General features: G+C 67.9%; 26 protein-coding genes. 17 read left to right on the top strand and 9 right to left on the bottom strand.

The window, feature by feature from the left end; genetic code table 11:
* The 7 genes from B3K53_RS12050 to ssb form a co-directional block, all read left to right on the top strand.
* A partial coding sequence (locus B3K53_RS12050) for a flagellin (RefSeq protein WP_292084607.1) occupies positions 1–444 on the top strand: 444 nt, incomplete at its 5' end.
* Positions 445–559: 115 nt separating this feature from the next.
* A complete protein-coding gene (locus B3K53_RS12045) occupies positions 560–802 on the top strand; it encodes a flagellar protein FlaG (protein WP_292084606.1) in 243 nt (80 codons plus the stop codon).
* Between the two features lie 133 nt (positions 803–935).
* Positions 936–1817: a flagellin gene (locus B3K53_RS12040; RefSeq protein WP_292084605.1), complete on the top strand. Its 882-nt coding sequence runs from the start codon at positions 936–938 to the stop codon at positions 1815–1817.
* 255 nt (positions 1818–2072) lie between these two features.
* Positions 2073–4763, top strand: coding sequence for a transcriptional regulator (locus B3K53_RS12035; RefSeq protein ID WP_292084604.1), 2691 nt, complete (start codon positions 2073–2075; stop codon positions 4761–4763).
* A gap of 132 nt (positions 4764–4895) precedes the next feature.
* Positions 4896–5573: a hypothetical protein gene (locus B3K53_RS12030; protein WP_292084603.1), complete on the top strand. Its 678-nt coding sequence runs from the start codon at positions 4896–4898 to the stop codon at positions 5571–5573.
* The gene (locus B3K53_RS12025) at positions 5573–6001 is read left to right on the top strand and encodes a hypothetical protein (RefSeq protein ID WP_292084602.1); all 429 of its coding nucleotides are present in this window, start codon (positions 5573–5575) and stop codon (positions 5999–6001) included. Before B3K53_RS12030 ends, B3K53_RS12025 begins: the two co-directional genes overlap by 1 nt.
* 89 nt (positions 6002–6090) lie before the next feature.
* On the top strand, positions 6091–6600 hold the full coding sequence (ssb, locus tag B3K53_RS12020; protein ID WP_292084601.1) for a single-stranded DNA-binding protein: 510 nt from the start codon (positions 6091–6093) through the stop codon (positions 6598–6600).
* A 61-nt stretch (positions 6601–6661) separates the two neighbouring features.
* Here the strand turns inward: ssb and B3K53_RS12015 are convergent, their stop codons facing one another.
* Positions 6662–7234 carry a nucleoside 2-deoxyribosyltransferase domain-containing protein gene (locus B3K53_RS12015; RefSeq protein WP_292084599.1) on the bottom strand — a complete coding sequence of 191 codons (573 nt, stop codon included), beginning with the start codon at positions 7232–7234 and terminating at the stop codon, positions 6662–6664.
* 131 nt (positions 7235–7365) lie between these two features.
* Between B3K53_RS12015 and B3K53_RS12010 the strand changes: the two genes are divergently transcribed.
* Entirely contained in the window at positions 7366–8268 is a 903-nt protein-coding gene (locus B3K53_RS12010) for a DMT family transporter (protein ID WP_292084598.1), read from the top strand.
* 9 nt (positions 8269–8277) lie between these two features.
* Here B3K53_RS12010 and B3K53_RS12005 read toward each other — a convergent pair whose 3' ends face one another.
* The gene (locus tag B3K53_RS12005; RefSeq protein WP_409515798.1) at positions 8278–8808 is read right to left on the bottom strand and encodes a superoxide dismutase family protein; all 531 of its coding nucleotides are present in this window, start codon (positions 8806–8808) and stop codon (positions 8278–8280) included.
* Between the two features lie 213 nt (positions 8809–9021).
* Here B3K53_RS12005 and gyrA point away from each other — a divergent pair, with 213 nt between their 5' ends.
* From gyrA to B3K53_RS11980, 5 genes are read left to right on the top strand one after another with little or no spacing between them, the layout of a single operon-like run.
* The gene (gyrA, locus tag B3K53_RS12000) at positions 9022–11790 is read left to right on the top strand and encodes a DNA gyrase subunit A (RefSeq protein WP_292084596.1); all 2769 of its coding nucleotides are present in this window, start codon (positions 9022–9024) and stop codon (positions 11788–11790) included.
* A 29-nt stretch (positions 11791–11819) separates the two neighbouring features.
* The gene (locus tag B3K53_RS11995; RefSeq protein WP_292084595.1) at positions 11820–12623 is read left to right on the top strand and encodes an aminotransferase class IV; all 804 of its coding nucleotides are present in this window, start codon (positions 11820–11822) and stop codon (positions 12621–12623) included.
* Between the two features lie 52 nt (positions 12624–12675).
* Entirely contained in the window at positions 12676–13158 is a 483-nt protein-coding gene (coaD, locus tag B3K53_RS11990) for a pantetheine-phosphate adenylyltransferase (protein WP_292084594.1), read from the top strand.
* A 14-nt stretch (positions 13159–13172) separates the two neighbouring features.
* Positions 13173–14015, top strand: coding sequence for a peptidylprolyl isomerase (locus B3K53_RS11985; protein ID WP_292084593.1), 843 nt, complete (start codon positions 13173–13175; stop codon positions 14013–14015).
* Positions 14016–14039: 24 nt separating this feature from the next.
* The gene (locus tag B3K53_RS11980) at positions 14040–14924 is read left to right on the top strand and encodes a peptidylprolyl isomerase (protein ID WP_292084592.1); all 885 of its coding nucleotides are present in this window, start codon (positions 14040–14042) and stop codon (positions 14922–14924) included.
* Here B3K53_RS11980 and B3K53_RS11975 read toward each other — a convergent pair.
* Positions 14897–16024 carry a Ppx/GppA phosphatase family protein gene (locus tag B3K53_RS11975; RefSeq protein ID WP_292084591.1) on the bottom strand — a complete coding sequence of 376 codons (1128 nt, stop codon included), beginning with the start codon at positions 16022–16024 and terminating at the stop codon, positions 14897–14899. The genes B3K53_RS11980 and B3K53_RS11975 overlap by 28 nt on opposite strands.
* 148 nt (positions 16025–16172) lie before the next feature.
* On the opposite strand from B3K53_RS11975, the gene hspQ reads away from it, so the two are divergent.
* Positions 16173–16487: a heat shock protein HspQ gene (hspQ, locus tag B3K53_RS11970; protein ID WP_292084589.1), complete on the top strand. Its 315-nt coding sequence runs from the start codon at positions 16173–16175 to the stop codon at positions 16485–16487.
* Between the two features lie 72 nt (positions 16488–16559).
* Positions 16560–17435 carry a phenylalanine 4-monooxygenase gene (gene phhA, locus B3K53_RS11965; RefSeq protein WP_292084588.1) on the top strand — a complete coding sequence of 292 codons (876 nt, stop codon included), beginning with the start codon at positions 16560–16562 and terminating at the stop codon, positions 17433–17435.
* Between the two features lie 478 nt (positions 17436–17913).
* Here the strand turns inward: phhA and astB are convergent, their stop codons facing one another.
* From astB to B3K53_RS11940, 5 genes are read right to left on the bottom strand one after another with little or no spacing between them, the layout of a single operon-like run.
* The gene (gene astB, locus B3K53_RS11960) at positions 17914–19251 is read right to left on the bottom strand and encodes an N-succinylarginine dihydrolase (RefSeq protein WP_292084585.1); all 1338 of its coding nucleotides are present in this window, start codon (positions 19249–19251) and stop codon (positions 17914–17916) included.
* Entirely contained in the window at positions 19248–19610 is a 363-nt protein-coding gene (locus B3K53_RS11955; RefSeq protein WP_292084584.1) for a hypothetical protein, read from the bottom strand. Before B3K53_RS11955 ends, astB begins: the two co-directional genes overlap by 4 nt.
* On the bottom strand, positions 19607–21025 hold the full coding sequence (gene astD / locus B3K53_RS11950; RefSeq protein WP_292084583.1) for a succinylglutamate-semialdehyde dehydrogenase: 1419 nt from the start codon (positions 21023–21025) through the stop codon (positions 19607–19609). Before astD ends, B3K53_RS11955 begins: the two co-directional genes overlap by 4 nt.
* Positions 21026–21039: 14 nt before the next feature.
* On the bottom strand, positions 21040–22047 hold the full coding sequence (locus B3K53_RS11945; RefSeq protein WP_292084582.1) for an arginine N-succinyltransferase: 1008 nt from the start codon (positions 22045–22047) through the stop codon (positions 21040–21042).
* Positions 22048–22051: 4 nt separating this feature from the next.
* The gene (locus tag B3K53_RS11940) at positions 22052–23302 is read right to left on the bottom strand and encodes a hydrolase (RefSeq protein WP_292084580.1); all 1251 of its coding nucleotides are present in this window, start codon (positions 23300–23302) and stop codon (positions 22052–22054) included.
* A gap of 117 nt (positions 23303–23419) precedes the next feature.
* On the opposite strand from B3K53_RS11940, the gene B3K53_RS11935 reads away from it, so the two are divergent.
* Both B3K53_RS11935 and arsC read left to right on the top strand, forming a co-directional pair.
* On the top strand, positions 23420–23878 hold the full coding sequence (locus B3K53_RS11935) for a hypothetical protein (protein ID WP_292084579.1): 459 nt from the start codon (positions 23420–23422) through the stop codon (positions 23876–23878).
* Between the two features lie 27 nt (positions 23879–23905).
* The gene (gene arsC, locus B3K53_RS11930; RefSeq protein ID WP_292084576.1) at positions 23906–24247 is read left to right on the top strand and encodes an arsenate reductase (glutaredoxin); all 342 of its coding nucleotides are present in this window, start codon (positions 23906–23908) and stop codon (positions 24245–24247) included.
* A 3-nt stretch (positions 24248–24250) separates the two neighbouring features.
* Here the strand turns inward: arsC and B3K53_RS11925 are convergent.
* Positions 24251–25995 (bottom strand): translocation/assembly module TamB domain-containing protein (locus B3K53_RS11925; protein ID WP_292084575.1); only part of this gene is annotated, 1745 nt, incomplete at its 5' end.

Below are 25995 nucleotides of genomic sequence, written 5' to 3'. Positions count from 1 at the left end.
ACCAAGGCCCTGGGCGGCGCCACCTTCGACGGCGTCAACCTGTTCTCGGCGACGACGACGGACGCCATCTCGGTCAAGACCGGGACGGCCGCCGGCGACACCTTCACTCTGAAGGCAGCCTCGGGCGCGGCTACCGCGGTAGCGACGGCCGGTGGTGGGGTCGCTCGTGCCGGCGCCACGGCTGCGGCCGTGGACACGGCTCTGAAGGCCTTCACGGCCGTCCTCGGTGATTTCGGCACCAAGTCGAAATCGCTGGAACGTTCGCTGACCTTCACCAGCAAGATCCAGGACGCGCTCGAAGTGGGCGTGGGCAACCTGGTGGACGCCGACCTGGCCAAGGAAAGCGCCAAGCTGACCGCCCTGCAAACCAAGCAACAGCTGGGCGTGCAGGCGTTGTCGATCGCGAACCAGTCGAGCTCGGTTCTGCTCGGCCTGTTCCGTTAACAAAGTGGTCGGGGGCGGGTCTTCGGGCCCGCCTCCGTTCGCACATCAGGAGACAGGAGGCGCGGCGTCGCCGCGTTAAGGGGAAATGGCAGATAATGTCGCAAGACTGCCGAACGTGACCCTCGTTCAGCCTGACGCCTATGGTCAGGGCGTCGAGGCGCAGCCGAAACCGGTGCGGGACGAACCCGACGCCGGCCGCTATCGCCTGACGATCGAGGAGGGGCCGAACGGCTTTGTTTACAAGACCTTGGATCGCGTCACCGGCGAAGTCATCCGCCAGTTGCCGCGCGAAGAGGTGATGAAGATGAGCGCCAGTCCGGCCTACGGGGCAGGCGGAGTGATCAAGACCAAGGTCTGATCCTCGACAGTAGCTTGGAACCGCAGCGCCGCCGGCTCGCCGGACGGCGCCGCGTTCGTTTCCACGCCGTTAACCATACGCTCAGGAATCAGTTTCATTCTGCACGTCAGAATTTGAACTGGGGCTAGAAGCCATGACCAACAGCGTTCTCACCAATGCGTCCGCGCTCATAGCGCTCCAGAACCTCAATTCGACGAACAATAAGCTGGCCGCGACCCAGAGCCGCGTGAACACCGGCCTGAAGGTGCAGGGCGCCAAGGACAACGCCGCCACCTGGGCTATCGCCCAGAACCAGCGAGCGGACACCGGTGCTCTGGAATCGGTCAAGACCAGCATGAACCGCGCAACGTCTCTGGCCGACGTGTCATTGGCGGCCGGCGCGCAGATTTCGGACCTGCTGATCGAACTGCGCGAAAAGGCGACGGCCGCCGCCGATCCCTCGGCGACGACGGCGTCGCGCAAGGCCTACAACGATGAGTTCCAGTCGCTGTTGAAGTCGCTGGACTCCTTCGCCAAGAACGCCACCTTCGACGGCGAGAACATCCTGAATGGCACGGCTACGACGGCCCTGGACTTCCTGGCCAACGTCGGCGCCACCGAAACCATCTCGATGAACCGCCAGGACCTGTCGCTGAACGGTGTCGGCCTGCAACTGCCGGCGCGCGCGGCCAGCGCCGGTCCGCCGGTCGTGACGGCGCGTCCCGCCGGCCCGCCGCTGCTGGACACGCTGGAAAACGCTCAGGAAGCCTTCACCGCCGTAGTGTCCGCCCTGGACGACGCCAACGCCAAGCTGGCTGAGCTGGGCGCACAGTCCAAGCAGATCGAGAAGCACAACATCTTCGTCGGCAAGCTGATGGACTCGTTGGAAGTCGGCATCGGCAACCTGGTCGATGCGGACATGGCCAAGGAAAGCGCCCGCTTGCAGGCGCTTCAGGTCCAGCAGCAGTTGGGCGCGCAAGCCCTGTCGATCGCCAACCAGGCGCCGCAGATCATCCTGTCCCTGTTCAAGGGTTGATCTATCTGAAATAGCGAGGCGCGCCGTGGCCGAGTGAAATCGGCGGCGGCTTGCGCCTGCTTGGGCGCGGGGTCAGCCCGTAAAGGCTGGCCAACTTCATGAGCAACCAACGCACATAAGCCATAGGGCGAAATCCCTGACCGGTGACCGGAGCTTGACTGTCGCCTAACGTGAACCAGCCTTGGCTGTTCCGCGCCCAATCTTAAACACTTCGTTACCAGCTTGGCGGCAGACTGAACGCAGGAGCGTCGGACTGTGATCAACAACAGCTATCTTCTGGGTTTGTACGGCGGAACCTCGACCTTCTCGGGGGGGCTCGGCTCGACGTCGGTCGCCGTGAAGAAGCAACCGACCGCGCCATGGTCGACCTCGGTCAAGCCGCAGAGCCAATCGGACCTGCTGCGCGCGGCCCTCAGCGGGCGTCGCCTGATCAATGAGGACAACGCTGTCCTGGACGTGAAGAACACCTCGTCCGGCGACTACCGCAAGATCTTCGCCATGTATCAGGGCCTCACCATGCTGGAGGCCGTGGCAGATCGGGTGGGGCAGAAGAACCTGTCGGCGCTTGAACGCGCGCAACTGACCAAACGCATGGACGCCGGCTTGGCTGAACTGTCGGCCTATCTGGGCGCGGCCCAGTTCGACGGCGTACGCATGGTCCAGGGCAAGTCCGAAACCAAGGCCCAGACCGGCGCCGCCGTGCCGCGCGACTCGGCCAAATACGTCACGGGGGCGGTCCACACGGGCGCTCTCACGGACGAGGTCGCCGCTTTCCAGGGCGACGTGAAATTCAACATCACCATCAAGAAGACCGGTGGCGATCAGGTCATAGCGATTGATCTGGCCGAGATGGGCTCTGACCCGCGTACGCTTCAGTCCGTCGTGACCCACATCAACAGCAAGCTGGAGGCGGCGGGCGTCGAGACTCGCATGGGCCGCGAGCAGTTGCCGTCCGAGCCCAAGGTCATCAAGTCCGGCGAGACCACCATCACCTTGCCGGCCGGGCCGGATAAATGGGCGCTGAACCTTCAGGGGGTGTCCTATGAGAAGGTCAGTTTCTCGCCGGTGGCCTCGTCGGACGCCGTCTATGTGGTGCAGGGCGTAGGCAAGAGCGGCGGGCATGAGGTTCTGAAATTCCAGGAAGGCGCCGGCCAGACCAGCGGCCAGGCCTTCTGGGTCGATGGTCAGGTCGGTCAGTCGGGGCTGCCGGACGGGGTCGAGACCGTGCGCGCCAGCGCTACCGGACCGGACGGCTCCATGTGGATCGTCGCCGACGTCAGCGCCGGGACCTCGACCCAGCCGATCAAGGGGCAGGGCGACGTGGTCCTGATGAAGCTGGATTCGGCGGGCAAGGTGGTGCTCAGCCGCGCCCTGGGCGCCGCCTCCACCGCCAGCGGTTACGCCATCGCCGTGGACGCTGACGGTCGTGTGGCCGTGGCCGGCTCCGTGGTCGGGGCTCTGGTGCCGGGCGCCTCGGGCGCCGACGCCAATGTGGCGGACAGCTTTGTGACCGTCTTTGACGCCAAGGGGGCGGAGCAGTGGACCCAGCGTCGCGGCGCCAAGGCGGCGGACGAAGCCACGGCGGTCTCGTTCGGCGCCGATGGCCGCGTCTATGTCGCGGGGCGCTCGCAGTCCTCCATGCCGGGCGCGCTCGGATCGGGCGGCTGGGACGGCTATGTCCAGGCCTTTAGCGAAAGCCAGATCCACAGCCTGGCGCCGATTACGGCGACGGCGACCGGGATCAATCAGTTCGGCACGGCCGGGGACGACAATGTCCAGGCCATGACCACGGACGGTGACAAGCTCTATACCGCCGGGGTCGAGAACGGCCGCATGGTGGTGCGCCAGTTCCAGATCGACGCCACGGGTTCGCCGACCCTGCTGTCGTCGCGCGACCTGGGCCACGCCAGCGGCGAGATTGCGGGCATCTCGGTCTCCAACGGTCAGGTGATCCTGGCGGGCACGACGCGTAACGGCGCCCTGGACATCGGCCAGGTCAACACCGCCCATTCCGGCGGCACGGACGCTTTCGTCGCGGTGATCAACAGCGACCTGAGCGTCTCGGCCAACGACCGGCTGACCTACTACGGCGGGGCGGGCGACGACACCGCCGCCGATGTGAAGATCGTCGACGGCAAGGTCTGGCTGACCGGGATTTCCGACCGCACCGTGGGGGCCAAGACCGAGGATCCGACCTCGGGCTATCTGGCGCGTCTCGATCCCACGACAGGCGCGGTGGAGTGGAGCCAGACCTGGACCGGGGCGGATCGTCAGGCCGCGCCCACCACCATCGCCGTGGCCTCGGGCGGGGCCAGTGTCCTGGATCGGCTGGGCCTGCCTCAGGGTGAGATTCCGCAGTCGGATTCCAAGCAACTGGTGGACGCCACCTCGCTGCGGGCGGGCGATCGCTTCTACGTCACCTCGGGCACGACCGGGCGTTCGGTCGCCGTCACCATCGACGCCAAGGAGACGTTGCAGACCCTGGCGCGCAAGATCGAGACCGCCTCGGGCCGTACGCTGAAGGTCACGATCAAGACCGACAAGGACCATGTCACCGGACTGGACGGCGACACCAAGATCACGGCGGGCGGCGTGCAGCGCCTGTCCATCACCTATGCCGATGGCCGCGAAGGCGCGGTGCTGCGGGCGGGCGAGGCAGGGCGCGACGCTCTGGCCGGCCTGGGCCTGACGCCGGGCTATATCGGCCCGAGCACGAGCGATTTCAAGACCTTCGGCCTGGACCTGCCCAAGACCCTGAGCCTGAAGGACGCCGAGGCCGCCAAGGCGGCGACCAGCACCCTTCAGCTGGCGATCAAGGCCCTGCGCGACGCCTACAAGGCCCTGGACCCCGACAGCAGCAAGCCCAAGGTCACCGGGTCGGCGCCGCCCTATCTCAAGGCGCAACTGGCCAATTATCAGGCTGCGCTGGCCCGCTTGACGGGTTGATCCCCGGCGAGACGTGGCTGAGAGGCGATTCCTCCCCAGCCGATCCGGCTCGGGAGGCGTGGACCCCCGCTTTAGGTTGACGCGCGCGGCGTCGCCGGGGTTATTGGGGCCATCATTGGCGTCGAGTCCCGCATGGCCCTTCCTAAAGACAATCGCACCGTCCTGCTGGTCGGGGGCGGCCTGGCCGTCGTGGCGGCCGTGGCGGCCGCCCTGGTGTTCAGCGCCGGACGCGACAAGCCGACCGAGGCGCCGCCTGCGTCGCAGGGCGGGCTGACCATCGACCTGGCCGAGGCCCCCACGCTGGAGCCGGCGCGCGAGCTGCGCTGCTTCGTCGATGGACAGTTCGTGGGGCAGGCGACCCTGGCTGACTGCGCCCAGCGCAACGGCGTGGCCACCAGCGCCCTGGACGTGGGTCTGGACGCCACCGGCGCCCTGGCCGCCGCGCCCACCGCCGCCTTCGCTCCGCCGCCGGAGCTTCCAGCCGAGCCGAGCGTCACGGTGACGCCGACAGAGGAGGGCGCGTCGCCCGCCGAGCCCAGCCGTCCGGCGTCGGCGGCCGCCTCGGCCACGGCCTGCTTGCGCCACACCGGCTCGGAATGGCGCTCGATCGGCAACGGCATGAGCCTGGGCGCCTGCGTCCAAGCCCTCTACGCCGGCACCTGCGTCCGTCCGGGCGAGGCCCAGTACGGGCGTTGGGGCGATACGACCCTGCGTCTGGTCCCGCGTCGCGTTGAGCAGTCGAACGACAACACCCGCTTCCGCACCCTGGCTCAACAGGATCGGAGCTGCCAGTTCCCGGAGCTGGGCTGATGAGCCGCAAGATCCTTTCCGCCGCTGCAATCGCCCTTTTGGGTCTGACCGTCTCCGCCTGCGCCCAGAAGGGCGTCGAGGCCCCGACCGAGCCGGGCGTCTGCTATCACGTGGTCATGCCAGAGGACGGCAAGTCCGCCCCCCTGATCAACGTCGTCGCCCGCGATCAGCCGCAGATCGAGTTCTGCGCCGCGCGGCTTGAGGAAATGCGCCTGCGGTTCCTGCGCATGGGCGGCAACAATCGCGACATGATCGGCGCCTATCAGGGGCAGTTCATTTTCATCGACCGGGGCGGCGTGAAGTTCGGCAAGACGCTGACGGGGCAGCGCTTCTTCGCCCTGACGCGCACGGGCGACGGCCGTCTGGCCATTCCGGGCGCCATCCAGCGCGAAATCGACGGTCGTCCCGTCGCCGTAGCCCCCAATTAGAATTCCGCCCGCTCGGGCGTGAACAAAACTGGAACATTCCGTCGGTATCCGCTAGGGATCGACGGCAAGAACATAAAAGGACATCGGTCATGGCCGGCAGCGTCAACAAGGTCATCCTCATCGGCAATCTGGGCCGCGACCCGGAAATCCGCACGCTGAACAGCGGCGACCGCGTCGCCAACCTGCGCATCGCCACCTCGGAACAATGGCGCGACAAGGCCACCGGCGAGCGCAAGGAAAAGACCGAGTGGCACCAGGTCGTCATCTTCAACGAGAACATCGTCAAGGTGGCCGAGAACTACCTGAAGAAGGGCTCGACGGTTTACATCGAGGGCTCGCTGCAGACCCGCAAATACACCGACGCCCAGGGCGTCGAGAAATACTCGACCGAGATCGTGCTGCAACGCTTCAACGGCCAGCTGACCATGCTGGGCGGTCGTAACGACAGCCAGGGCGGCGGCATGGGCGGCGGTGATCGCGGCGGTTACGGTGGCGGCCGCAACGACGACGACTACTCCTCGGGCTTCTCGACCGGCGGCGCCAACAAGCCCTCGGGCCCCAAGGAAAGCTACGACCTGAACGACGACATCCCGTTCTAAGGTCGGGTCGACCGAAAGATCAGGCCGCGTCTTCCGAGAGGAGGGCGCGGCCTTTTTCTTGTCAGCGCGCGAAGCGGCCCTTGGACGCGGCGTCGCTCAAGGCCTCACGGGCGGCGGCGGTCAGTTCGGGCAGGGACTGGACCTGTTTGACGCCGTAGGCCTGGGCCGTGATGTCGACATTGCCTTTGCGCCAGAATCCCTCGGGAGCCAGCACGATCAGCTTTCCTCCGCGCGCGTGCAGGCCCATTTCCAGCAGGCTGATGGGGCTTTGGGTGCCGGGCGCGAAATACATGACGATGACGTCGGCGGATTCCAGCGCGGCCAACTCCCACTCGACCTGACGGCGGAACTCGGGCTCGTCGGCCTCGGGGCGCCAGTTCGGGTTCCAGTCGGGGCGGCGCGGGTTCAGGATGACCACGTCCATGTCGGCTAGGGCCGAGGTCATGGCCGCCTGCCAGTCCGGCGCGCCGCCCATGTCGATGCTGCCGCCCAGGAAGACGCGGGGGCGGCTGTCGTCGATGGGCAGGGGCTGGGGCGAGACCACGTTGCTGGGGCCCTTGGCGGTCTGGGCCAGCGCTGGCGCGACGCTGAAGGCGGCAAGGGACATGGTCAGGGCGGCCAGCGTGCGGTTCATCGATCTGCCTCGGGTTCGCGAAGGGGCGGGGCATAGCACCCTGTCGGGCGAAGACTAGGGCAGGCGCGACGGAAAAGAGCGGTCATCGAACGTGACGGGCCTTTCGCGGCGGCCTGTGGCATCAGGTCACGGTGTCCAGCCATCGCCACTCCCCGCTCAGCCTGCTCGAGATCGCCGCCATCATCGCGGTGATGCTGATCTGGGGCGTCAACAACGCCGCCGCCAAGATCGCCACCGAGGTCATGCCGCCGCTGATGGTGGGAGCCCTGCGCTTCGCCATCGCCGCCGCCTGCCTGGTCTGGTTCGTGCGGCCGCCCTTCCCGAACTGGAAAAGCCTGCTGATCATCGCCGTGGTGGGCGGTCCGATTCACTACGGCCTGATCTACCTGGCCTTCTGGCTGGCCCACGACGTCAGCCCGGTGACGGTGGCGACCCAGCTGTGGATACCTCTGACCTCGCTGTTCGCCTTTCTGCTGCTGGGCGAGCGGATATCGCGCATGGCCACCATCGGGCTGGTCATCGCCTTTGTCGGTGTGGCGTGGATGACGCTGGACCCGCACGCCCTGCAGGACTGGAAGGCGATCGCGGTGGGGGCCCTGGGCGCGTCGGCCTGGGCGCTGACGACGGTGATCGCGCGCCGCACCACCTCCATACCGCCGCTGAAGATGCAGGGCCTTTTGGCCCTGATGGCCTTTCCGGCGCTGACCCTCGGTTCGCTGGTGTTCGAGACGGGTCAGTGGGAAGCCGCGCAGGTCGCACCGCCCGTCGTCTGGGGCACCCTGGTCTGGGCGGGGCTGATTTCGTCGGTGTTCGCGACCAGTCTGGTCTTCTGGCTGGTGCAGCGGCGCGAGGCGGGGCGGGTGACGCCCTATCTGCTGGGCTCGCCGCTGGTCTCCATCCTGATCGGCTGGCTGTGGATGGGCGACGTGCTGACGCCGCAGATCCTGACCGGTGTGGCCATCGCCCTGATCGGCGTGGTGACGGTCGCCCTGGGGGAGCGCGGCCTGCGCGCCGGCGCCCCCGCCAAGGTCTGATCGTTTAGTTTAGCCGGCCTTCAGCACGGCGCAGGCCACGCGGTCGCCCGCGCCGCCGATAGGCTGGCTGTTGTGGTCGTCGGGGTTGGCGTGGATGACCAGGGCCGAGCCGTCGGCGTCCCACAGCCACTGGCCGGGGCCGTCCTGGCTGATGCGGGCCTTGGTGGTGAAGAACTCGGCCTTGGCCGAGCCGTCGGCGGCGGCGTAGAGGTTGGGCAGGTCGCCGTCGTCGGGACCCTGGGCGTTCAGCAGGCCGTGCGGCGTCTTGGGATCAGTGTGATTGATGTGGGCGCCTGCCGAGGTGAAGGGGGCGGCGCACTGGCCCGTGGCGTGGATGTGGATGCCGTGCCAGCCGGGCGTCAGGCCCGTGGCTTCGACCTTGATCAGCAGACCCGTCGCGCCCTGCGTCAGCGTCGCCTTGCCGATTTCGGCGCCGGCGCCGTTGGTGATCGCGGCCTGACCCGTCTGGCCCGGCGTGGCGCGCGGGATCATGGCGGAATGGTCCATGGCGGCGGCCTGACCGTGAGCGCCGTGGCCCATGGCGGCGTGATCATGGCTCTGGGCGAAGGCGCTGGCGGCGAGCAGCGAAGTCGCTGCGAAGGCGGTAAGGGCGGCAGCAGTCAGACGCATGGTTTTCCTGTCCTTTTGGGCATGGGGATATCAGCGGCGTTTCTTTGCCACAACGGCCCCCGGATGCTAGAAACCGGAACAGCGGATCACGTTCCGATTCCGGCCATTTAAAGCCTGATTTCCTTGACCGACGACAGCTACGACAACGCCGCACCTTCGGCGCCCGGCGACATCTCCATCATCACGATCGAGGACGAGCTGAAACGCTCCTACCTCGACTACGCCATGAGCGTGATCGTCAGCCGCGCCCTGCCGGACGCGCGCGACGGTCTGAAGCCGGTTCACCGTCGCATCCTCTATTCGATGCACGACCTGAACATGACGCCCGAGCGGTCGTATTCGAAGTGCGCGCGCGTCGTCGGTGACGTGCTGGGTCGCTTCCACCCGCACGGCGACGCCTCGGTCTATATGGCCCTGGTGCGGATGGCGCAGCCCTTCTCGATGGGGCTGATGCTGGTCGACGGTCAGGGCAACTTCGGCTCGGTCGACGGCGATATGCCGGCCTCCATGCGTTACACCGAGGCCAGGATGGCCCCGGCGGCGGTGGCCTTGCTGACCGACATCGAAAAAGACACGGTCGATTTCCAGCCCAACTACGACGAGAAGGAACTGGAACCCGTCGTCCTGCCGGCGCGGATTCCCAATCTGCTGGTCAACGGCGCGGGCGGCATCGCCGTCGGCATGGCGACCAACATCCCGCCGCACAACCTGGGCGAAGTCGTCGACGCGGCCGTGGCGCTGCTGGACAACCCTGACATGGGCGACGAGGCCCTGCTGGACATCGTGCCGGGGCCCGACTTCCCGACTGGCGGCGAGATCATGGGCCGCACCGCGCCGCGCAACGCCCTGCGCGACGGACGCGGCTCGGTCATCGTCCGCGGTCGCGCCTCGGTCGAGGAGATCCGCAAGGATCGCGACGCCATCGTCATCACCGAACTGCCGTTCCAGGTGAACAAGCAGACCCTGATCGAACGCATCGCCGAAATGGTGCGCGAGAAGCGTCTGGAAGGCATTTCCGACGTCCGCGACGAGTCCGACCGTCAGGGCATGCGGATCGTCATCGAGCTGAAGCGCGACGCTTCGGGCGACGTTATCCTGAACCAGCTGTTCCGCTATACGGCGCTGCAATCCTCGTTCGGCGTCAACATGCTGGCGCTGAACCACGGCCGTCCCGAGCAGATGGGCCTGCGCAAGCTGCTGGAGCTCTTCCTCGAGTTCCGTGAGGAAGTGGTCGTCCGCCGCGTCAAGTTCGAGCTGGCCAAGGCCCGCGATCGCGGCCACGTCCTGGTCGGTCTGGCCGTCGCCGTCGCCAACATCGACGAAGTCATCCACATCATCCGCAGTTCGGCTGATCCGGCCGAAGCGCGCGAGCGTCTGCAGGCCAAGGCCTGGCCTGTCGGCGACATGATGGCCCTGGTCGAGCTGATCGCCGACCCGCGCACGGTTCTGGTCGACGGCGACAAGATCCGTCTGACCGACGAACAGGCTCGCGCCATCCTGGCCCTGACCCTGTCGCGTCTGACGGGCCTCGGCCGCGATGACATCTTCGGCGAGGCGCGTGGCCTGGCCGACACCATCCAGGGCCACCTGACCATCCTGTCGGATCGCGCCAACGTCCTGGCCATCATCCGCGAAGACCTGCTGCTGGTGAAGGATCAGTTCGCCGTGCCGCGCCGCACCCTGATCGGGGAAGGCGACGCCGAGATGGAGGACGAGGACCTGATCCCGCGCGAGGACATGGTCGTCACCGTCACCCACGGCGGCTACGTCAAGCGCGTGGCGCTGAACGCCTATCGAACCCAGCATCGCGGCGGCAAGGGCAAGTCGGGCATGACGATGAAGGACGAGGACGCCATCACCGGCATCTTCTCGGCCTCGACCCACACCCCGGTTCTGTTCTTCGCCACCAACGGCAAGGCCTACAAGCTGAAGACCTGGCGCCTGCCGCTGGGTAACCCGCAGTCGCGCGGCAAGGCCTTCGTCAACCTTCTGCCCATCGAGCCGGGCGACAGCATCATGAACGTGCTGCCGCTGCCGGAAAACGAGTCCGAGTGGGACAACTACGACATCATGTTCGCCACCAGGTCGGGCGACGTGCGGCGTAACAAGCTCAGCGACTTCGCCACGGTGAACCGCGCGGGCAAGATCGCCATGAAGCTGGAAGACGGCGACCGCATGGTCGGCGTGGCCATCTGCAACGCTGACGACGACATCCTGCTGACGACGCAGTTGGGCCGAGCCATCCGCTTCAAGGCCGACGACGTGCGCGTCTTCAAGGGCCGGGATTCGACCGGCGTGCGCGGCATCCGTCTGCAAGGCGACGACGAGGTCATCTCGATGGCCGTTCTGGGCCGTGTGGATGCTTCGCCGGAAGAACGCGCCGCCTACGTCAAGCACGCCAACGCCATGCGCAAGGCCCTGGCCGGCGCGGACGTGGACGAAGAGGTTACGGCTGTTGAGGCCGACGACGAGGTTGTCGGCGACGCCGCCCTGTCGGTCGAGCGCATCGCCGAACTGGGCGCGGCTGAGCAGTTCATCCTGACGGTCACGGAAACCGGCTTCGGCAAGCGGTCCTCGGCCTATGAGTATCGCCGCACCGGTCGCGGCGGGCAGGGGCTGACGGCCCACGGCCTGGGCGGTCGCGCCGGCACGCGCCTGGCCGCCGCCTTCCCGGTCGAGGACAGCGACGACCTGATGCTGGTCACCGACGGCGGCCAGATGATCCGCACCCCGGTCGGCCAGGTCCGCATCGTCGGCCGGTCCAGCCAGGGCGTGACCATTTTCCGCACCGGCAAGGACGAGAAGGTCGTCTCGGTCGAACGCCTGCCCGACTCGGGCGGCGACGATGACGGCGCGGACGACGCCGTGACGGAAGAGGGCGGCGAGGGCTGATCGGCTCTCAGGCGAGCATGACGGCGGGCATGGCTGACGTTCTGATGCAGATCGACGGCCGGCCCGCCAGCGCCGCCGACCTGGGCCATTTCGTCCTGTCCAACTACGGCGCCTTCACCTCGATGCAGGTCGAGGACGGGACGGTGCGGGGCCTGGATCTGCATCTGGCCCGTCTGGAAGCCGAAGCCGTCGACCTGTTCGGCCTCGCTGTGCCTGAGGCGACGTTGCGTGATCAGATGCGACAGGCGCTGGACGGGCGATCAGGCCGGCTCAGCCTGCGAGTCAATCTGTTCTCCGACGCCATCAGCCTGCGGGCGCCGGACGCGGTGCTTCAGCCGCGCGTCCTGACCACGCTTTCAGCCCCCGCCGCGCCGCTGACGGCGCCGTTGCGGCTTCAGGCCCAGGTCTATGCCCGCGAAGTCCCGCACCTGAAGCACGCGGCCACCTTCGGCTTGACCCGCGCCCGGCGGCAGGCGTTTCAGGCCGGATTCGACGACGCCCTGTTCGTCGACGCCGAGGGGCGGATTTCCGAAGGCTCCATCTGGAACATCGGCTTCATTCAGGGCGACACGGTGATTTGGCCCGAGGCGCCGATGCTGGCTGGAACGGGCCAGACCCTGCTGCAACGCGGGATGGAAAGCCTTCGCCTGAACAGCATCAAGCGTCCGGTGTTTCTGACCAATCTGCCGTCCTTCGACGCGGCCTTCATCTGCAACAGCGCGACGCCCGCCTGCGCTGTCGCGACTATTAACGGCCATCAGTTCGGCCCGGCCGACTCTGCGATCGCGCGGCTGATCGACGCCTGGCGATCAAACCCGCGTCAGAAAATCTAGGCCGTTGATTTCGCACCTGCTAAACGGGTCGAAACGCGGGGAGGCGAAGGCCATGCGCATCGGACTGTACCCGGGGACTTTCGACCCGGTCACGAACGGCCACATGGATATCATCGGGCGGGCCATCAAACTGGTCGATCGCCTGGTCATCGGGGTGGCGCAGAACGACGACAAGGGCCCCCTGTTCTCGACCGCTGAGCGCGTCGAGATGCTGAAGGCCGAGGTCGCGCGGTTTGATGCCGACATTCAGGTCCAGCCCTTCAGCAGCCTGCTGATGCATTTCGCCGAGGAGATGAACGCCAACGTCATCGTGCGCGGCCTGCGCGCGGTCGCGGACTTTGAGTACGAGTTCCAGATGACGGCCATGAACCAGCGCCTCAACAGCGACATAGAGACCGTGTTCCTCATGGCCGATCCGCGCCATCAGGCCATCGCCTCGCGGCTGGTGAAGGAGATCGCCCGTCTGGACGGTGCGATCGAGAGCTTCGTCAGCCCGGCGGTCGCCGCCCAGGTGCGCGCCAAGGTGCAGCGCTAGATTTCAGGATAGACATGACCTTCAAGACGCTTCTGGCCGCCGCTGCGGTTTCCTTGATCGCGGACGCCGCCGCCGCCCAGACCGCTTCGGAATGGCGCACGGTCGCGCCTGAGAACCTGATGGTGATCGACACCTCCAAGGGCCGGGTTCTGGTCGAGCTTGAGCCGCGGGCGGCGCCGAACCACGTCGAGCGCATCCGCACCCTGACCAATCGCGGCTTCTATGACGGGCTGAAGTTCCACCGCGTCATCCCGGATTTCATGGCCCAGACGGGCGACCCCGAGGGCACCGGCGCGGGCGGCAGCGATTTGCCGGACGTGAAGGGCGAGTTCAGTTTCCGCCGCGGACGCGACAGCGGTTTTGCGCCCGTTGAAAACAGCGGTCCCGGCGTGCGCGGCATCATGGGCAGCCTGCCGGTCGTGACCCAGCCCGACGCCCAGATGTTCGTCACCGCCGACTTCAAGGTCGGCGCCATGGGCTTGTTCTGTCCAGGGGTTGCGGGCATGGCCCGGGCGGGATCGCCCGATAGCGCCAACAGTCAGTTCTTCCTGATGACGGGCCAGAACGACAACCTGAACGGCGGCTACACGACCTTCGGCCACGTCCTTCAGGGTCTGGACGTGGTCAAGTCGCTGAAAGCGGGCAGCGACGCCGAGGACGGCAAGGTCGTCGATCCTGACGTCATGACCAAGGTGCAACTGGCCTCGGCCCTGCCGGCGGGACAGCGGCCGAGCGTGCGCGTGGCCGTGCCGGGCTCTGCGCCGTTCAACGCCGCTGTTGAAGCAGCACGCGCCGCACGCGGCGCCCAGTTCAGCATCTGCGACGTGCAGCCTGTGGTTCAGGTCACGGGCGGCTGAGTTTTCCAATCGGGGGAGGGGACGATGATGCGCTTTTCAACGGGGTTGGCGGCGGCGTCCGTCCTGATGCTGGCCGGATCGGCCTGGGCGCAGGAGGCGGCGCCGAGCGCCTCGGCGCCGGCCGTCGTCGCCAGCGAGTGGCGCACGGTCGCGCCCGAGAACCTGCTGGTGATCGACACCAACAAGGGCCGCATTCTGGTTGAGCTGGCCCCGGAGGTCGCGCCGGGCCATGTCGAGCGCATCCGGCTGCTGGCGGGGCGCGGCTTCTATGACAACCAGGTCTGGCACCGGGTCATTGATCAGTTCATGGCCCAGACCGGCGATCCCCTGGGCACGGGCGAGGGCCAGAGCGCCTATCCTGACCTGAAGGCCGAGTTCACCTTCCGCCGCGACGGTCAGACGCCGTTCGCGGCGGTGGCCGCGCCCGCCGGGGCGGTGCTGGGCTTCCTGCATTCCCTGCCGGTCCAGACCCAGCCCGACGCCTATATGGCCACGACGGCGGACCGCAAGGTCCACGCCTGGGGCCTGTATTGCCCCGGCGTCGCCGGCATGGCGCGCGACGAGGCGCCCGACAGCGCCAACAGCCAGTTCTTCCTGATGCGTCAGCCCTACCCCTCGCTGGACAAGCGCTACACCATCTGGGGCCGGGTCGTGTCGGGTCTGGACGTGGTGCGCGCCCTGAAGTTCAGCTCCAACCCCGACGGCATCGTCACCGGTCCCGATCAGATGAAGCGGGTGCGGGCCGCGTCCGACCTGCCGCCGGCCGAACGCCCGACCGTTCGCGTTCTGGATACGGCGTCGCCGCAGTTCCGCGCGCTAGCCGACGCGGCGCGTCAGGCCAAGGGCGCCGACTTCTCGGTCTGCGACATAGACCTGCCGGTTCAGGTTGCCGGAGCGCCCGCCGCCTGATTGCCGGCCTGGCCGTTGTTGCGGCCCCGGCGACGGCGTCGGCGGGGCTTCTGGCGGTCCTCGCGCATCCTTTGCAGCAGCAGGCCTTCGCGCAGGCCCCGGTCGGCGACGCGCACGCGCTCGCAGGGCCAGGCGCGCTGCACGGCCTCCAGGATCGCCGCGCCCGCGAGCACCAGATCGGCGCGGTCGGGGCCGATGCAGCTTTCCGCCGCCCGGCCCGCTGGGCCCAGGCGCTTGAGGCGCAGCGCCGCCGCCTCGCAGTCGGCGCGCGTCATCCATAGGCCGTCCACCAGATCGCGCTGATAGCGGCGCAGGCCCAGATGGATGCCCGCCAGGCTGGTGATGGCGCCCGAGGTGCCGACCATGTGCACGCGGCCGCTGTCGAACAGGGGGCGAACCGAGGAGTCGCTGGGGCCGCCGAGCGCTAGGGCGGCGCCGACGTCGGCGACCATGGCTTCGTACCAGGCCTCGGTGTCGCCAGACGGTTCGGGGTGACGCTCGGCCAGGGTGACGACGCCCATGGGGGCCGACATCCAGCCCTTGTTCTCGAATCCACGCGCGGTGCGGGCCATCCAGGACAATTCGGTCGAACCGCCGCCCACGTCGATGACCAGAACCGCCTCGGCGCGCGGGTCGAACAGGTTGAGGCAGCCGGCGACCGACAGGCTGGCCTCCTCGGCCGGGTCGATGATCCTGAGCTTCAGCCCGGTGCCGCGACGCACCCGTTCGATGAAGGCCTCGCCGTTGTCGGCGGCGCGGCAGGCCTGGGTGGCGACGGCGGTCAGGCGGCTGGCGTCCAGGCCCTTGCGGGCCACGCGTTCGGCGCACAGGGCGAGGGCGTCATAGGCCCGATCCATGGCGCGGTCATCCAGGCGGCCGGTGAGGGACAGGCCTTCGCCCAGCCGGACGATGCGGCTGAAGCTGTCGACCACCCGGAACCCGTCGCGCGCGGGGCGCGCGATCAGCAGGCGGCAATTGTTGGTCCCCAGGTCGAGCGCGCCATAGAGGGGCGCATCGCGACCGGAAGTCCCTGAATCGCGGGACTTCGTGGGCTGGGACCGCGCGTCGCGCCGTGCAGGCGCGCCAGGGGTCTCCGGCATGGGCCGAGCTTTCATGTGGGCGGTCCAGAACGGCGCCCGTCGCGTTCAACCTAGACCGGGAGCGACGGCGACGCCAAGTCCTTCCTGTCGGAAAGATGAACAGGCTGCGATGCATCCGCTTCAACTCGCCGGGCGTATTGGTTGCAGCATGACCCAGGTTCACACAGCCCGGTTCGGCCTCGGACAGATCGTCCGACATCGCGACCACGCCTTCCACGGCCTGGTCATGGATGTGGACGCGTCCTACGCAGGCCCGGCCGCAGAGACGGGCGTGGTCGCCAGCGATCAGCCCTTCTATCGTATCCTCATCGCCGACACCGAGGGCGGCGTGATCGCCTATGCCGCCGAGGAGGCCCTGGTGGCGACGCCCGAGATCGAGCCCCTGTCGCCCGAGGATGAGCGGGAGTGGTTCACCGTCGATGCGCAGGGGCGGCACGCGCCGCGTTTCCAAACGCTGCAATAGACGTGCGTGACGACGGCTAGAGGGCGCGCTAATCTGCCCCCAACGGCCGTCAGAGCCGCGAGGAGCGTTCCCATGTCCGATTTCGAACACGTCTTTGAAGCCCCGCCCGAAGGCGCCGCCGCCGACTGGACCATCCCGCAGAACTGGGCGGCCTATACCGACGTCGAGCACGAGACCTGGAACACCCTCTATGCCCGGCAGATGAAGATCCTGCCCGGGCGGGCCTGCGAGGCCTATATGCGCGGGCTGGACGCGCTGGACCTGAACATGGGGGGCATCCCCGACTTCGAGGTGATGAACCCCAAGCTGCAGGCCCTGACCGGCTGGACCGTGGTCTGCGTGCCGGGATTGGTGCCGGACGACGTCTTCTTCGACCACCTGGCCAACCGCCGCTTCGTCTCGGGCCAGTTCATCCGCAAGCCGGATCAGTTGGACTACCTGCAGGAACCGGACATCTTCCACGACGTCTTCGGCCATGTGCCGATGCTGACCGATCCCGATTTCGCCGCCTATATGGAAGCCTACGGCAAGGGCGGGCAGCGGGCGCAGTCGCTGGGGATGCTGAAGAACCTGGCGCGCCTCTACTGGTACACGGTCGAGTTCGGCCTGATGAAGGAGGCCGACGGCCTGCGCATCTATGGCGCGGGCATCGTCTCGTCGGCGACCGAGAGCGTGTTCAGCCTGGAGGACGCCTCGCCCAACCGTCTGGGCTTCGACCTTGAGCGGGTGATGAAGACCCTCTACCGGATCGACGACTTCCAGCAGGTCTATTTCGTCATCGACAGCATCGAGAAGCTGAAGGAAGTCACCCTGCAGGACTTCGGGCCGATCTATGAGCGACTGAAGGGGGCCGAAGAGCTGCCGATCGAGGCGGTTCTGCCGAGCGATCGCGTCTTCACGCGCGGGACCCAGGCCTATGCGGCCAAGGGCGGGCGCTTCGCAGCCTAGTGCTCGACTTCTCCCTCCCCTTCATGGGGAGGGTGGCTGAGCCGTAAGGCGAAGTCGGGTGGGGGCGCTTCGGCATGTCGAGCGGCGTGTTCCAGATCGCCAGGCCCTCCCCGCCCGGTCTCCGCTTCGCGTCGACCACCCTCCCCATGAAGGGGAGGGAGAAAAAACAGAGTCCAATTCGTCTGAATCGTCTGAAGTCCCCTCCGTGGCGCTGACTCGGGAGGGGATGATGGCGCACGGCGAAGGCGGGGCGCGCTGTTTGGAGATGACGAAGCGTCAGGTGTTGAAAGTGTGGAACTTTCTGGTCGCGAATATGCGCGACTTCCGATCTTCTCTTGCCGTCATCCCGGCCTCGCCTCGCGACAGCGAGGGAGAGCCGGGACCCAGGCGTCCAATCCGGACGGGACCGTGCCAGTGACTTGCGGCCTGGGTCCCGGGTTCGGCTACGCCGCCCCGGGATGACGGCGCTGAAACAGTATCAGTCCCGCTGGAACGGATAGAAATCCGTTCCCAGCCCCAGAATCCCAGTCAACTCATCCAGGGCCCCGCGCGTCTCGTCCAGCAGGGCGGGATCGGCCAGGTCCTGGGCGGTCAGGCTGTCGCGATACCAGCGCAGAGCCCAGACGCTGAGGGCGCCGTGCAGTTCGTCGGTCAGGCGCATGGCGGGGTTGGTCGCGGCCAGTTCATCCTCGGTCAGGACCACCCGCAGCCGCAGGCAGGCGGGGCCGCCGCCGTTGCGCATCGACTGGCGCACATCGACATATTCGACCCGGCCGATGGGGCCGTTGGAGGCGGCGAGGCGTTCGGCCACCGCATGGCTGCGGGCGTTGTCGCGCGTCTCGGTCGGGCAGATCAGGGTCAGGCGGTCCTCGCCTGGAATCTGGATCAGCATGGAGTTGAACAGGTAGCTGCTGATGGCGTCGGCCAGCGGCAGGTCGGCGGACGAGACCTCGACGAACTTCGGCTCGAACAGGCCGTCGGCGGCGCGGCGGATGGCGGCCTTGGTGGCGTCCGTGTCTTCGAACGCCAGCTCGTGGAAGAACAAGGTGTCCAGGGCGCCGACGCAGACCACGTCGTTGTGGAAGGTGCCGCCGTCAATGGCCGCGCGCGACTGCTGGGCCAGAACCGGGCGACCGGCTTCGTGGCGGCGGACGACGGCTTCGGAGGCTTCGCGCGTCTGGCGGGCGGGGAAGCGGCCTTCCCAGGGCTCGAAGGCTTCGCGGCCCCAGACCAGAAGATTGACGCCGCGACCGCCATGCTCGGCGCACAGGCGGACGTGATTGGCGGCGCCCTCGTCGGCCAGATGGGCGACGGCGGGCAGGGCGTCATGGACGGCGAACCGGGTCGCGTCAGGGAAGAGGGCGTCCAGCACCCGCTTGGTCTGGGCGTGCTCCAGCGAGCGGTGCAGGTTGGTGTGCAGGTTGGCCGGGGTGAAGTGGACCCGGCCGTCGGCGGCGTCGGCGCTGGGCGTCACCGTCGCGGCGTTGGCGGCCCACATGGGGGAGGCCGAACAGGCGGCGGCGGCGAAGGCCGGCGCGTCGCGCCAGGCCTTGGCCAGCACCGTCTTGTCCGAGCCGGTGAAGCCGAGGCGGCGCAGGAAGGGGATGTTGGGCCGTTCGTGCGGCGGCAGAACGAACTGGGGCAGGCCCAGGTCGGCCAGCCGCTTCATCTTGTCGAGGCCCTGCAGCACCGCCGCGCGAGGATTCGACGCCTCGCCCTTGTTCAGGCTGGAGGCGAGGTTGCCCGGCGACAGCCCTGCATAGGAGTGGGTCGGCCCGATCAGACCGTCGGCGTTGGCTTCGATGGCGTGAATCATGGCGTTGCCGGAATAATCATCGCAGGTTCGTGGCCAAGAATGGCAATATAAATAGAGAGGTTTAGCTTGGAAGCGGAAAAGAACATCAAGGCAATGAGCCCTGTTGTGACGAAGGTCTCAAACCAATTCCAGCCTCGGATCCATAAAATCTTTATGGCCAAGACTATGGAAATCACCAGGAACATAATGGGCCAGGCCGCTACTTGATTCCAAAGATCATCAAATTTTATCAGGACGGTGGTTGTTGCCATCACGGCGCTGCCGATAACGATTATGGCAGGCCATCGCGCATTCTCTCTTAGCTGTTCGATGAAGCTAGGAGGGCCGATGCGACGACTGGAGCGCCAACCTCCGATCATCCCCGCAAGCCTTTGATCTCGCTTTCAATGTTCTTGACGGCGCCGGCCTCGAAGCTGGCGACGGGGTAGGCGCAGTAGTCGGCGGCGTAGTAGGCGCTGGGGCGGTGGTTGCCGCTGGCGCCGAGGCCGCCGAAGGGCATGTCGCCGGCGGCGCCCGTGGTCGGGCGGTTGAAGTTCACCACGCCCGCGCGGATGCGGTTGATGAAGCGGTCCCAGTTCCTGGCGTCATCTGAGACCAGACCGGCGGACAGGCCGTATTTGGTGGCGTTGGCGGCGGCGATGGCGGCGTCGAAGGTCGGGACGCGGATGACCTGGAGGAAGGGGGCGAACATTTCCTCGTCCTCTACCGCGACCCCGGTGACGTCGATGATGGCGGGCTTCACGAAGGCGCCGGGCAGGTTGTCGACCGGGCCGGAGGCGCGGATGACCTTGGCGCCCGCGTTGATGCGCTGTTGCAGGGCGGCGAGCGCGTTGCTGGCGGCCGTTTCCGAGATCAGGGGGCCGGCGTAGGGCTCGGGATCGCTGTCCCAGGGGGCGAAGTTCAGGCGGTCGGACATGGCCGCCACGGCCTCGACGACGGCATCGCCTTGCGCGCCTTCCGGCAGGATCAGGCGGCGCGCGCAGGAGCAACGCTGGCCGGTGGTGACGAAGGCGGACTGGACCACGATGCCCGCGACAGCCTCGGCGTCGGCGGCGTCCCAGACGACCAGGGGGTTATTGCCGCCCAGCTCCAGCGCCAGGATGACGTGGGGATCGTCGGCGAACTTGCGCCGGAAATGCGCGCCCGCCGCGCCCGAGCCGGTGAACATCAGGGCGTCGATGGGTTGATCCAGCAGGGCCGCGCCCGTGTCGCGCCCGCCCTGCACCATGTTGAACACGCCCGTCGGCAGGTCGGCGGCGTCCAGACATTCGGCCATCAGCTGGCCGGTCAGGGGTGTTTCCTCGGAGGGCTTGAACACCACTGTGTCGCCGGCCAGCAGGGCCGGGACGATGTGGCCGTTGGGCAGGTGGCCGGGGAAGTTGAACGGGCCGAGCACCGCCGAGACGCCGTGCGGGCGGTGGCGCAGGACAGCGCGACCGAAGGCGGTGTCGGTGGTGCGCTCGCCGGTGCGCTCGTCATAGGCGCGGATCGAGATGTCGACCTTGCCCGCCATCGAGGCCAGTTCGGTTTTCGTCTCCCACAGGGCCTTGCCGGTTTCGCGGCTGATGGCCTCGGCCATTTCGGGGGCGCGGTCCTTGAGCACGGCCTGATAGCGTTTGACCGCGTCGATGCGGTCCTGACGCGGGCGGTCGGCCCAGTCGGGGAAGGCGGCGCGGGCGGCCTCAACAGCGGCGCCGACCTGTTCCGTGGTGGCGGCCTCGCCTTCCCAGACGGTTTCGCCGGTGGCGGGGTTGGTGGACGCGAAGCGGGTCATGGCGGCTACTCGGTTCAGGATTTCACGCGGACGACAGCGCCGTCCTTGATCTTCAGCGCGGCGGCGACGTCGGGCGTCATGCGGGCCAGGTCACCGTCGATCAGGACGCGGGCGCGGACGGCGCGGAAGGCCGAGACGCTGTCGGTCGAGACGAGGCTGGGCAGTTCGACCTCGACCTCGTTCTCGATGCGGGCGGTCAGGACGCGGGCGTCGCGCACGGTGCGGATGTTGTCGCGACCGCAGGCCACGGTGGGGCCGGCGTCGAAGATGTCGACCAGGCCGTTGGGGCGGAAGCCTTCGCTTTCCAGCAGGGCCATGGCGGGCACGCCCTGGGGGTGGACCTTGCCGATCACGGCGCGGGCCGGTTCGGGCAACAGGTCGATGTAGATGGGGTGGCGCGGGGCCAGGTCGAGGATGAACTGCTTGTCGGTCGAGCCGCTCATGCGGTCGGCGTCGTCGAAGTCCATGGGGAAGAACTTGTGCGCCACATGGTCCCAGAAGGGGCAGTAGCCGTCCGGGGTGAAGACGCCGCGCAGTTCAGCCAGGACGTTATCGGCGAACAGGTCCGGCTGGGCGCCGATCAGCATGTAGCGCGACTGGCTCAGCAGGCGCCCGGCGCCGCCCTTGCGACGGTCCGCCTTGAGGAAGAGGGAGCCGACCTCGGTCCAGCCGGTGCACTCGTTGACCAGAACGAGCGTCTGATGGTTCAGCTTCATGCCCAGCGAGGGTGACTGGACCGTGTTGTTGACCACGCGGAACGAGAAGAAGGGGCGCTTCAGCCCGACCGTCGCCTTGACCGAGCCGATGCCGTCGATGTCGCCCGTGTCGCCGTCTTCCAGCATCAGGGTGTACCAGGCCTCCTGCGGCGGGACGCGGCCCTCGAAGCTGGCCTGGCTGAGTTCCAGACGCTCGCTCAGGACGTCGGCGTCCTCGGGCAGGCTGGTGAAGCCGGGGCCGGACAGGATGGCCAGTTCAAGCAGGTGATGGAGGTCGGCGGGACCGGCGGGGCGAACAACGAGCATGCGGTTACATGGTCTCCAGTCGGAGCTGTTTCAGTTTCAACGCGTCAATCTCGCCCGAGGCGATCTTGCACAGGATCAGGGCGGACAGTTGGGCGCGTTCGACGAAGCTGGCGGGCCAGGCGAACTCCTGATCCGAATGGATTTCGCCGCCGACGACGCCGAGGGTGTCGACATTGGGCAGGCCCGCGGCGTGCAGGTTGTTGCCCTCGCAGACGCCGCCCGAGGGTTTCCAGGCGATGGTCTGCCCCAGCAGTTCGCCTGCGTCGCGGACGGCGTGGAAGAGGGCGGTTTGCGATGCGTCCATCGGCTTGGGCGCGCGGGTCATGCCGCCGTGCAGGTCCAGTGTCAGGCCGGGGAAGGGGGGCTCGGCGGCGATGGCGCGCACCGTGGCGTCGATCCAGGCGGCGGCCTCCTTGTCCGGCACGCGGACGTTGAAGCGGACCACGGCGTTGTCGGCCACGACGTTCAGCGGGCCGCCGCCGGCGATCTTGGCGACATTGACGGTGACGCCCTCGCGCTGGCCGTTCAGGCCGTGCAGGCGGGCGGCGATCATGGCGGCGCCGGCGACCGCATTGGCGCCCTCATGGAAGGCGCGGCCCGCGTGGGCGGCCTTGCCTGTGACGATCAGGTGGAAGTTGCCGCTGCCCTTGCGCTCGCCCGCCAGGGTGCCGTCGGACAGGGCGGGTTCATAGGTCAGGCCGACATGGCCCCGCGCGCCGAGTTCCGCCAACAGGGGGGCCGAGGCGGGCGAGCCGATCTCTTCGTCGGGGGACAGCAGTACGGTCCAGCCGACGCGGGCCTTGTCCGGGTGGGTTTCAAAGGCTTCCAGCGCGGCCAGCATGACGCTGATCCCGCCCTTCATGTCGGCGACGCCGGGACCGTTCAGAGCGCCGTCGGGGCGCATGACGACGCTCTGGAAGGCGCTGTCGACGGGGAAGACGGTGTCGTAGTGCCCGGTCAGGACCACCTGGATCGGGGCCTGGGGCCGGGCGGTGATGGTCAGGCAGTCGGCGTAGGTTTCAGGGATCACCGCGCCGCTGTCGGCCACGGTGGTCGAGGCCTTCGTGGGCACGCGCAGGACGGCGGCGGGCAGGCGGCGGGCCTCGGCCTCCAGCACGTCCAGCATGCGCGCCAGACCGGCGGCGTGCCGGCTGCCGGAGTTGATATTGGCCCAGTCGATGGTCCGCGCGACGATCACGTCGCCCTGGGCCGCGACGTGGTCGAGAACGGCCTGGTCGTGGGGTTCGATCCGCATGACGGCGACCCTAGACGGGGGCGGGGCAAAGGTGAAGGCGAGGCGGTTTCTCGCTCACAGGCTTGGGAAATGGGGGGCGCGCGGGATAGGTTTGCCGCCGCAGTCGAGGAGTCGCGCATGAACCGTCGTTTCAGCTTCCCCAACCCCTTCGGTCCCGTCGATTCGGGTTCGACGGCGGTGGACATGGCGCGGTTGAGCGCTCTGGGCTTCGGGTTGTGGGCGGCGACGGGTCTGATGCAGGCGGGGCTGGTCTGGTACGCCTCTGACGCCGCCTATGCCGAGTTCCGGGGCGCGACGACGGGGTTCGCGATCTTCTTCGCCCTGATCGCCGCCGGTCTGGGCTGGGCGCAGTGGCGGCGGCCCAACCGCATCCTGCCGGTCTTCGGCCTGGCCTGGGCGCTGTATGAGTTGAGCTCCACGGGCGTCAGCCTGATGTTCGGAGCGCCGCTGGGCGTGGCGGGCGTGCCGGCCTGGGGCGGGATGATCGCAGCGACGGCCATGCTGGCCTGCGCGATCCTGCATGTCGGCGGCCTGCGCGGCTCGGCTGCGCTGGCGCGAGACGGCCTCAAGGCCTAGGTGAGGGCTCCAAACAGGAGCTCCGCCATGACCGTCACCCTCTTCCACAATCCGAAATGCTCGACCTCGCGCAAGGCGCTGGAGTTGCTGCAGGAGAAGGGCGTCCAGCCGGTGGTGGTCGAGTATCTGAAGGCCGGATGGGACGCGGCGACGCTGGACCGGCTGGCCAAGGAGACGGGCGTGGGCCTGTCGGGGATGCTGCGCAAGCGCGAGGCCAAGGCGGTCGAACTACTGGAAAGCGGGGCGTCGGACGACGTCATCCGCGCGGCCATGATCGCCGAGCCGGTGCTGGTTGAACGCCCCATCGTCCAGAGCGACAAGGGCGCCCGGATCGGGCGCCCCGTCGAGAGCATTCTGGAAATCCTCTAAGGCTTAGCGGCTGCGGTTGCGGCGCCGGTCGGTTGCGCCGCCGCCGGGCCGGTCGCTTTCGCGGCGCCAGCGAACCGAGATGCTGGCGTCGCCTTCGCCGCCGAACTTGGAGCTGACGGCCAGGTTGCGGCGTACCTGCCATTCGACGTTGACCGCCGCCCCGCCTTCGCCGCCGCCGATGATCTCCAGATAGACGTCGTCGGTGATATAGCGCCCGCCGGCGACCGTGAGGCTGGAGGCCTCGCCGCCGAACGACAGGCGGTCCAGACCCGCCAGTTCGCGTAGGTTGCCGATCACGTCGAAGCCGCCGCCGCCCGCCAGGGAGGCCACGGCCGAGGCCAGTTGCGCCGCCTCGAAGCCCGACAACTGCGAGGCCGAACGACCGAACAGGACCTGCGACAGGATTTCGTCCTGGGGGAGTGAGGGGCTGGAGGTCAGCTCGATCTTGGGCTGGGCCGCGGTGCCCGTGACCTTGATGGTCGCCGTCAGGGCCGGGTCTTCGCGCACGGCGGCTAGGTTCAGACGGATGCGCGCCGGGTCGGTCGACAGGGTCACCGAACCGCTGTCGTCGAAGACGAAGCGCTTGCCCGCGAACTCATAGTCGCCGCGTACGACATTGGCCGTGCCGGTCAGTTGCGGGCGGGTGATGGTGCCGCGTACGCGGGCGTTGGCGGTCAACTCGACGTTGAGGCCGCGGCCGCGCACATGGATTTCACGGCCCGTCAGGTTGAGGTTCAGGCCGATCTGCGGACCGCGCGCCTTGGTTTCGGCCTCGACAGGATCGCCGCCGGGGCGGTTGATCTCGACCACATCCATCTTCACCACGCCGTTCGAGCCGGGCAGATTGGGCGAGATCTCGGCCTGGTCGATGTTCAGGTCACCGCTCAGCTGGATATTGCCGTCCGCGCCGCGCACGGCGGTCAGCACCCCGTTGGCGCGGGCCTCGGCGATGTCGTTGTCGATGACGCGGAAGCGGGTCAGCTCCAGCCTCAGGGTCGAGCCCGAGCCCTGACGCAGGCCCAGGTTGCCGTTGCCGGTCACCGTGCCCTTGACGCCGTCGGCGGCCTCGAAGCGCTCGATCACCGCCTGGTTGTCGTCGAACCGGCTGGCCAGGCTGACGCCTTCGAGACGCAGACCGGTGATGCTGTCGCGGAAGGCGCCCTGGGTCAGGTCCAGACGGCCGTTCAGGCGGGGGTCGTTCAGCGTGCCGCCGAGGGTGGCGCGGCTGGCGATCTGGCCGGACAGCGACTGGGCGCCGCCGAGGAAGAGGTCCCAGATGGGCTGGATCTGGCCGTTGACGGCGATCTGACCGGACATTTCGCGGGTGCGCTCGACCGCCAGGCGCAGCGGGGCGGCCGAGGCCACGACCGGCAGGCTGACGTCGGCGGAGGCCTGAACCGCCGTGCCGTCATTGGCCTGGGCGCGGATGCGCAGGACATTGTCGTTGAGGTCGGCGTTCAGGGCGCCGTCCACGGCCAGGCCCCGCGGGGCGTCGATGCTGCGAAGTTGCTTCAGGTCGACATTGGCCGAGCCGTTCAGCCTGTCGCCCGCGCCCTGCAGCGAGACACGGCCGGTGACCTGGCCGCGCAGGTCGGGGACGAGAGAGCCCATTTCGACGTTGGTCAGCTCGGCCTGGATGGCGCTGCCGGCCCTGTCCTGACGCAGCTCGCCGGTCAGGACGCCGCCGCCGACGCCCAGGTCGACACGGACGACGCGGCCGTCGCCGTTCAGGGCGATGACGGCGGGGG

It is taken from the genome of Brevundimonas sp. UBA7506 (genome assembly GCF_002479495.1).
GTDB lineage: Bacteria > Pseudomonadota > Alphaproteobacteria > Caulobacterales > Caulobacteraceae > Brevundimonas.
Note: the sequence above shows the minus strand (reverse complement) of the source record. Positions and strands in the feature narration are given on the sequence as shown.

Excerpts from the sequence above, each read along its gene's own strand:
- B3K53_RS12040 (WP_292084605.1), top strand. The coding sequence starts at position 936 with ATGACCAACAGCGTTCTCACCAATGCGTCCGCGCTCATAGCGCTCCAG.
- B3K53_RS12030 (WP_292084603.1), top strand. The coding sequence starts at position 4,896 with ATGGCCCTTCCTAAAGACAATCGCACCGTCCTGCTGGTCGGGGGCGGC.
- B3K53_RS12025 (WP_292084602.1), top strand. The coding sequence starts at position 5,573 with ATGAGCCGCAAGATCCTTTCCGCCGCTGCAATCGCCCTTTTGGGTCTG.
- ssb (WP_292084601.1), top strand. The coding sequence starts at position 6,091 with ATGGCCGGCAGCGTCAACAAGGTCATCCTCATCGGCAATCTGGGCCGC.
- B3K53_RS12015 (WP_292084599.1), bottom strand. The coding sequence starts at position 7,234 with ATGAACCGCACGCTGGCCGCCCTGACCATGTCCCTTGCCGCCTTCAGC.
- B3K53_RS12005 (WP_409515798.1), bottom strand. The coding sequence starts at position 8,808 with ATGGGCCACGGCGCTCACGGTCAGGCCGCCGCCATGGACCATTCCGCC.
- B3K53_RS11995 (WP_292084595.1), top strand. The coding sequence starts at position 11,820 with ATGGCTGACGTTCTGATGCAGATCGACGGCCGGCCCGCCAGCGCCGCC.
- coaD (WP_292084594.1), top strand. The coding sequence starts at position 12,676 with ATGCGCATCGGACTGTACCCGGGGACTTTCGACCCGGTCACGAACGGC.
- B3K53_RS11985 (WP_292084593.1), top strand. The coding sequence starts at position 13,173 with ATGACCTTCAAGACGCTTCTGGCCGCCGCTGCGGTTTCCTTGATCGCG.
- B3K53_RS11980 (WP_292084592.1), top strand. The coding sequence starts at position 14,040 with ATGATGCGCTTTTCAACGGGGTTGGCGGCGGCGTCCGTCCTGATGCTG.
- B3K53_RS11975 (WP_292084591.1), bottom strand. The coding sequence starts at position 16,024 with ATGCCGGAGACCCCTGGCGCGCCTGCACGGCGCGACGCGCGGTCCCAG.
- hspQ (WP_292084589.1), top strand. The coding sequence starts at position 16,173 with ATGACCCAGGTTCACACAGCCCGGTTCGGCCTCGGACAGATCGTCCGA.
- phhA (WP_292084588.1), top strand. The coding sequence starts at position 16,560 with ATGTCCGATTTCGAACACGTCTTTGAAGCCCCGCCCGAAGGCGCCGCC.
- astB (WP_292084585.1), bottom strand. The coding sequence starts at position 19,251 with ATGATTCACGCCATCGAAGCCAACGCCGACGGTCTGATCGGGCCGACC.
- B3K53_RS11955 (WP_292084584.1), bottom strand. The coding sequence starts at position 19,610 with ATGATCGGAGGTTGGCGCTCCAGTCGTCGCATCGGCCCTCCTAGCTTC.
- astD (WP_292084583.1), bottom strand. The coding sequence starts at position 21,025 with ATGACCCGCTTCGCGTCCACCAACCCCGCCACCGGCGAAACCGTCTGG.
- B3K53_RS11945 (WP_292084582.1), bottom strand. The coding sequence starts at position 22,047 with ATGCTCGTTGTTCGCCCCGCCGGTCCCGCCGACCTCCATCACCTGCTT.
- B3K53_RS11940 (WP_292084580.1), bottom strand. The coding sequence starts at position 23,302 with ATGCGGATCGAACCCCACGACCAGGCCGTTCTCGACCACGTCGCGGCC.
- B3K53_RS11935 (WP_292084579.1), top strand. The coding sequence starts at position 23,420 with ATGAACCGTCGTTTCAGCTTCCCCAACCCCTTCGGTCCCGTCGATTCG.
- arsC (WP_292084576.1), top strand. The coding sequence starts at position 23,906 with ATGACCGTCACCCTCTTCCACAATCCGAAATGCTCGACCTCGCGCAAG.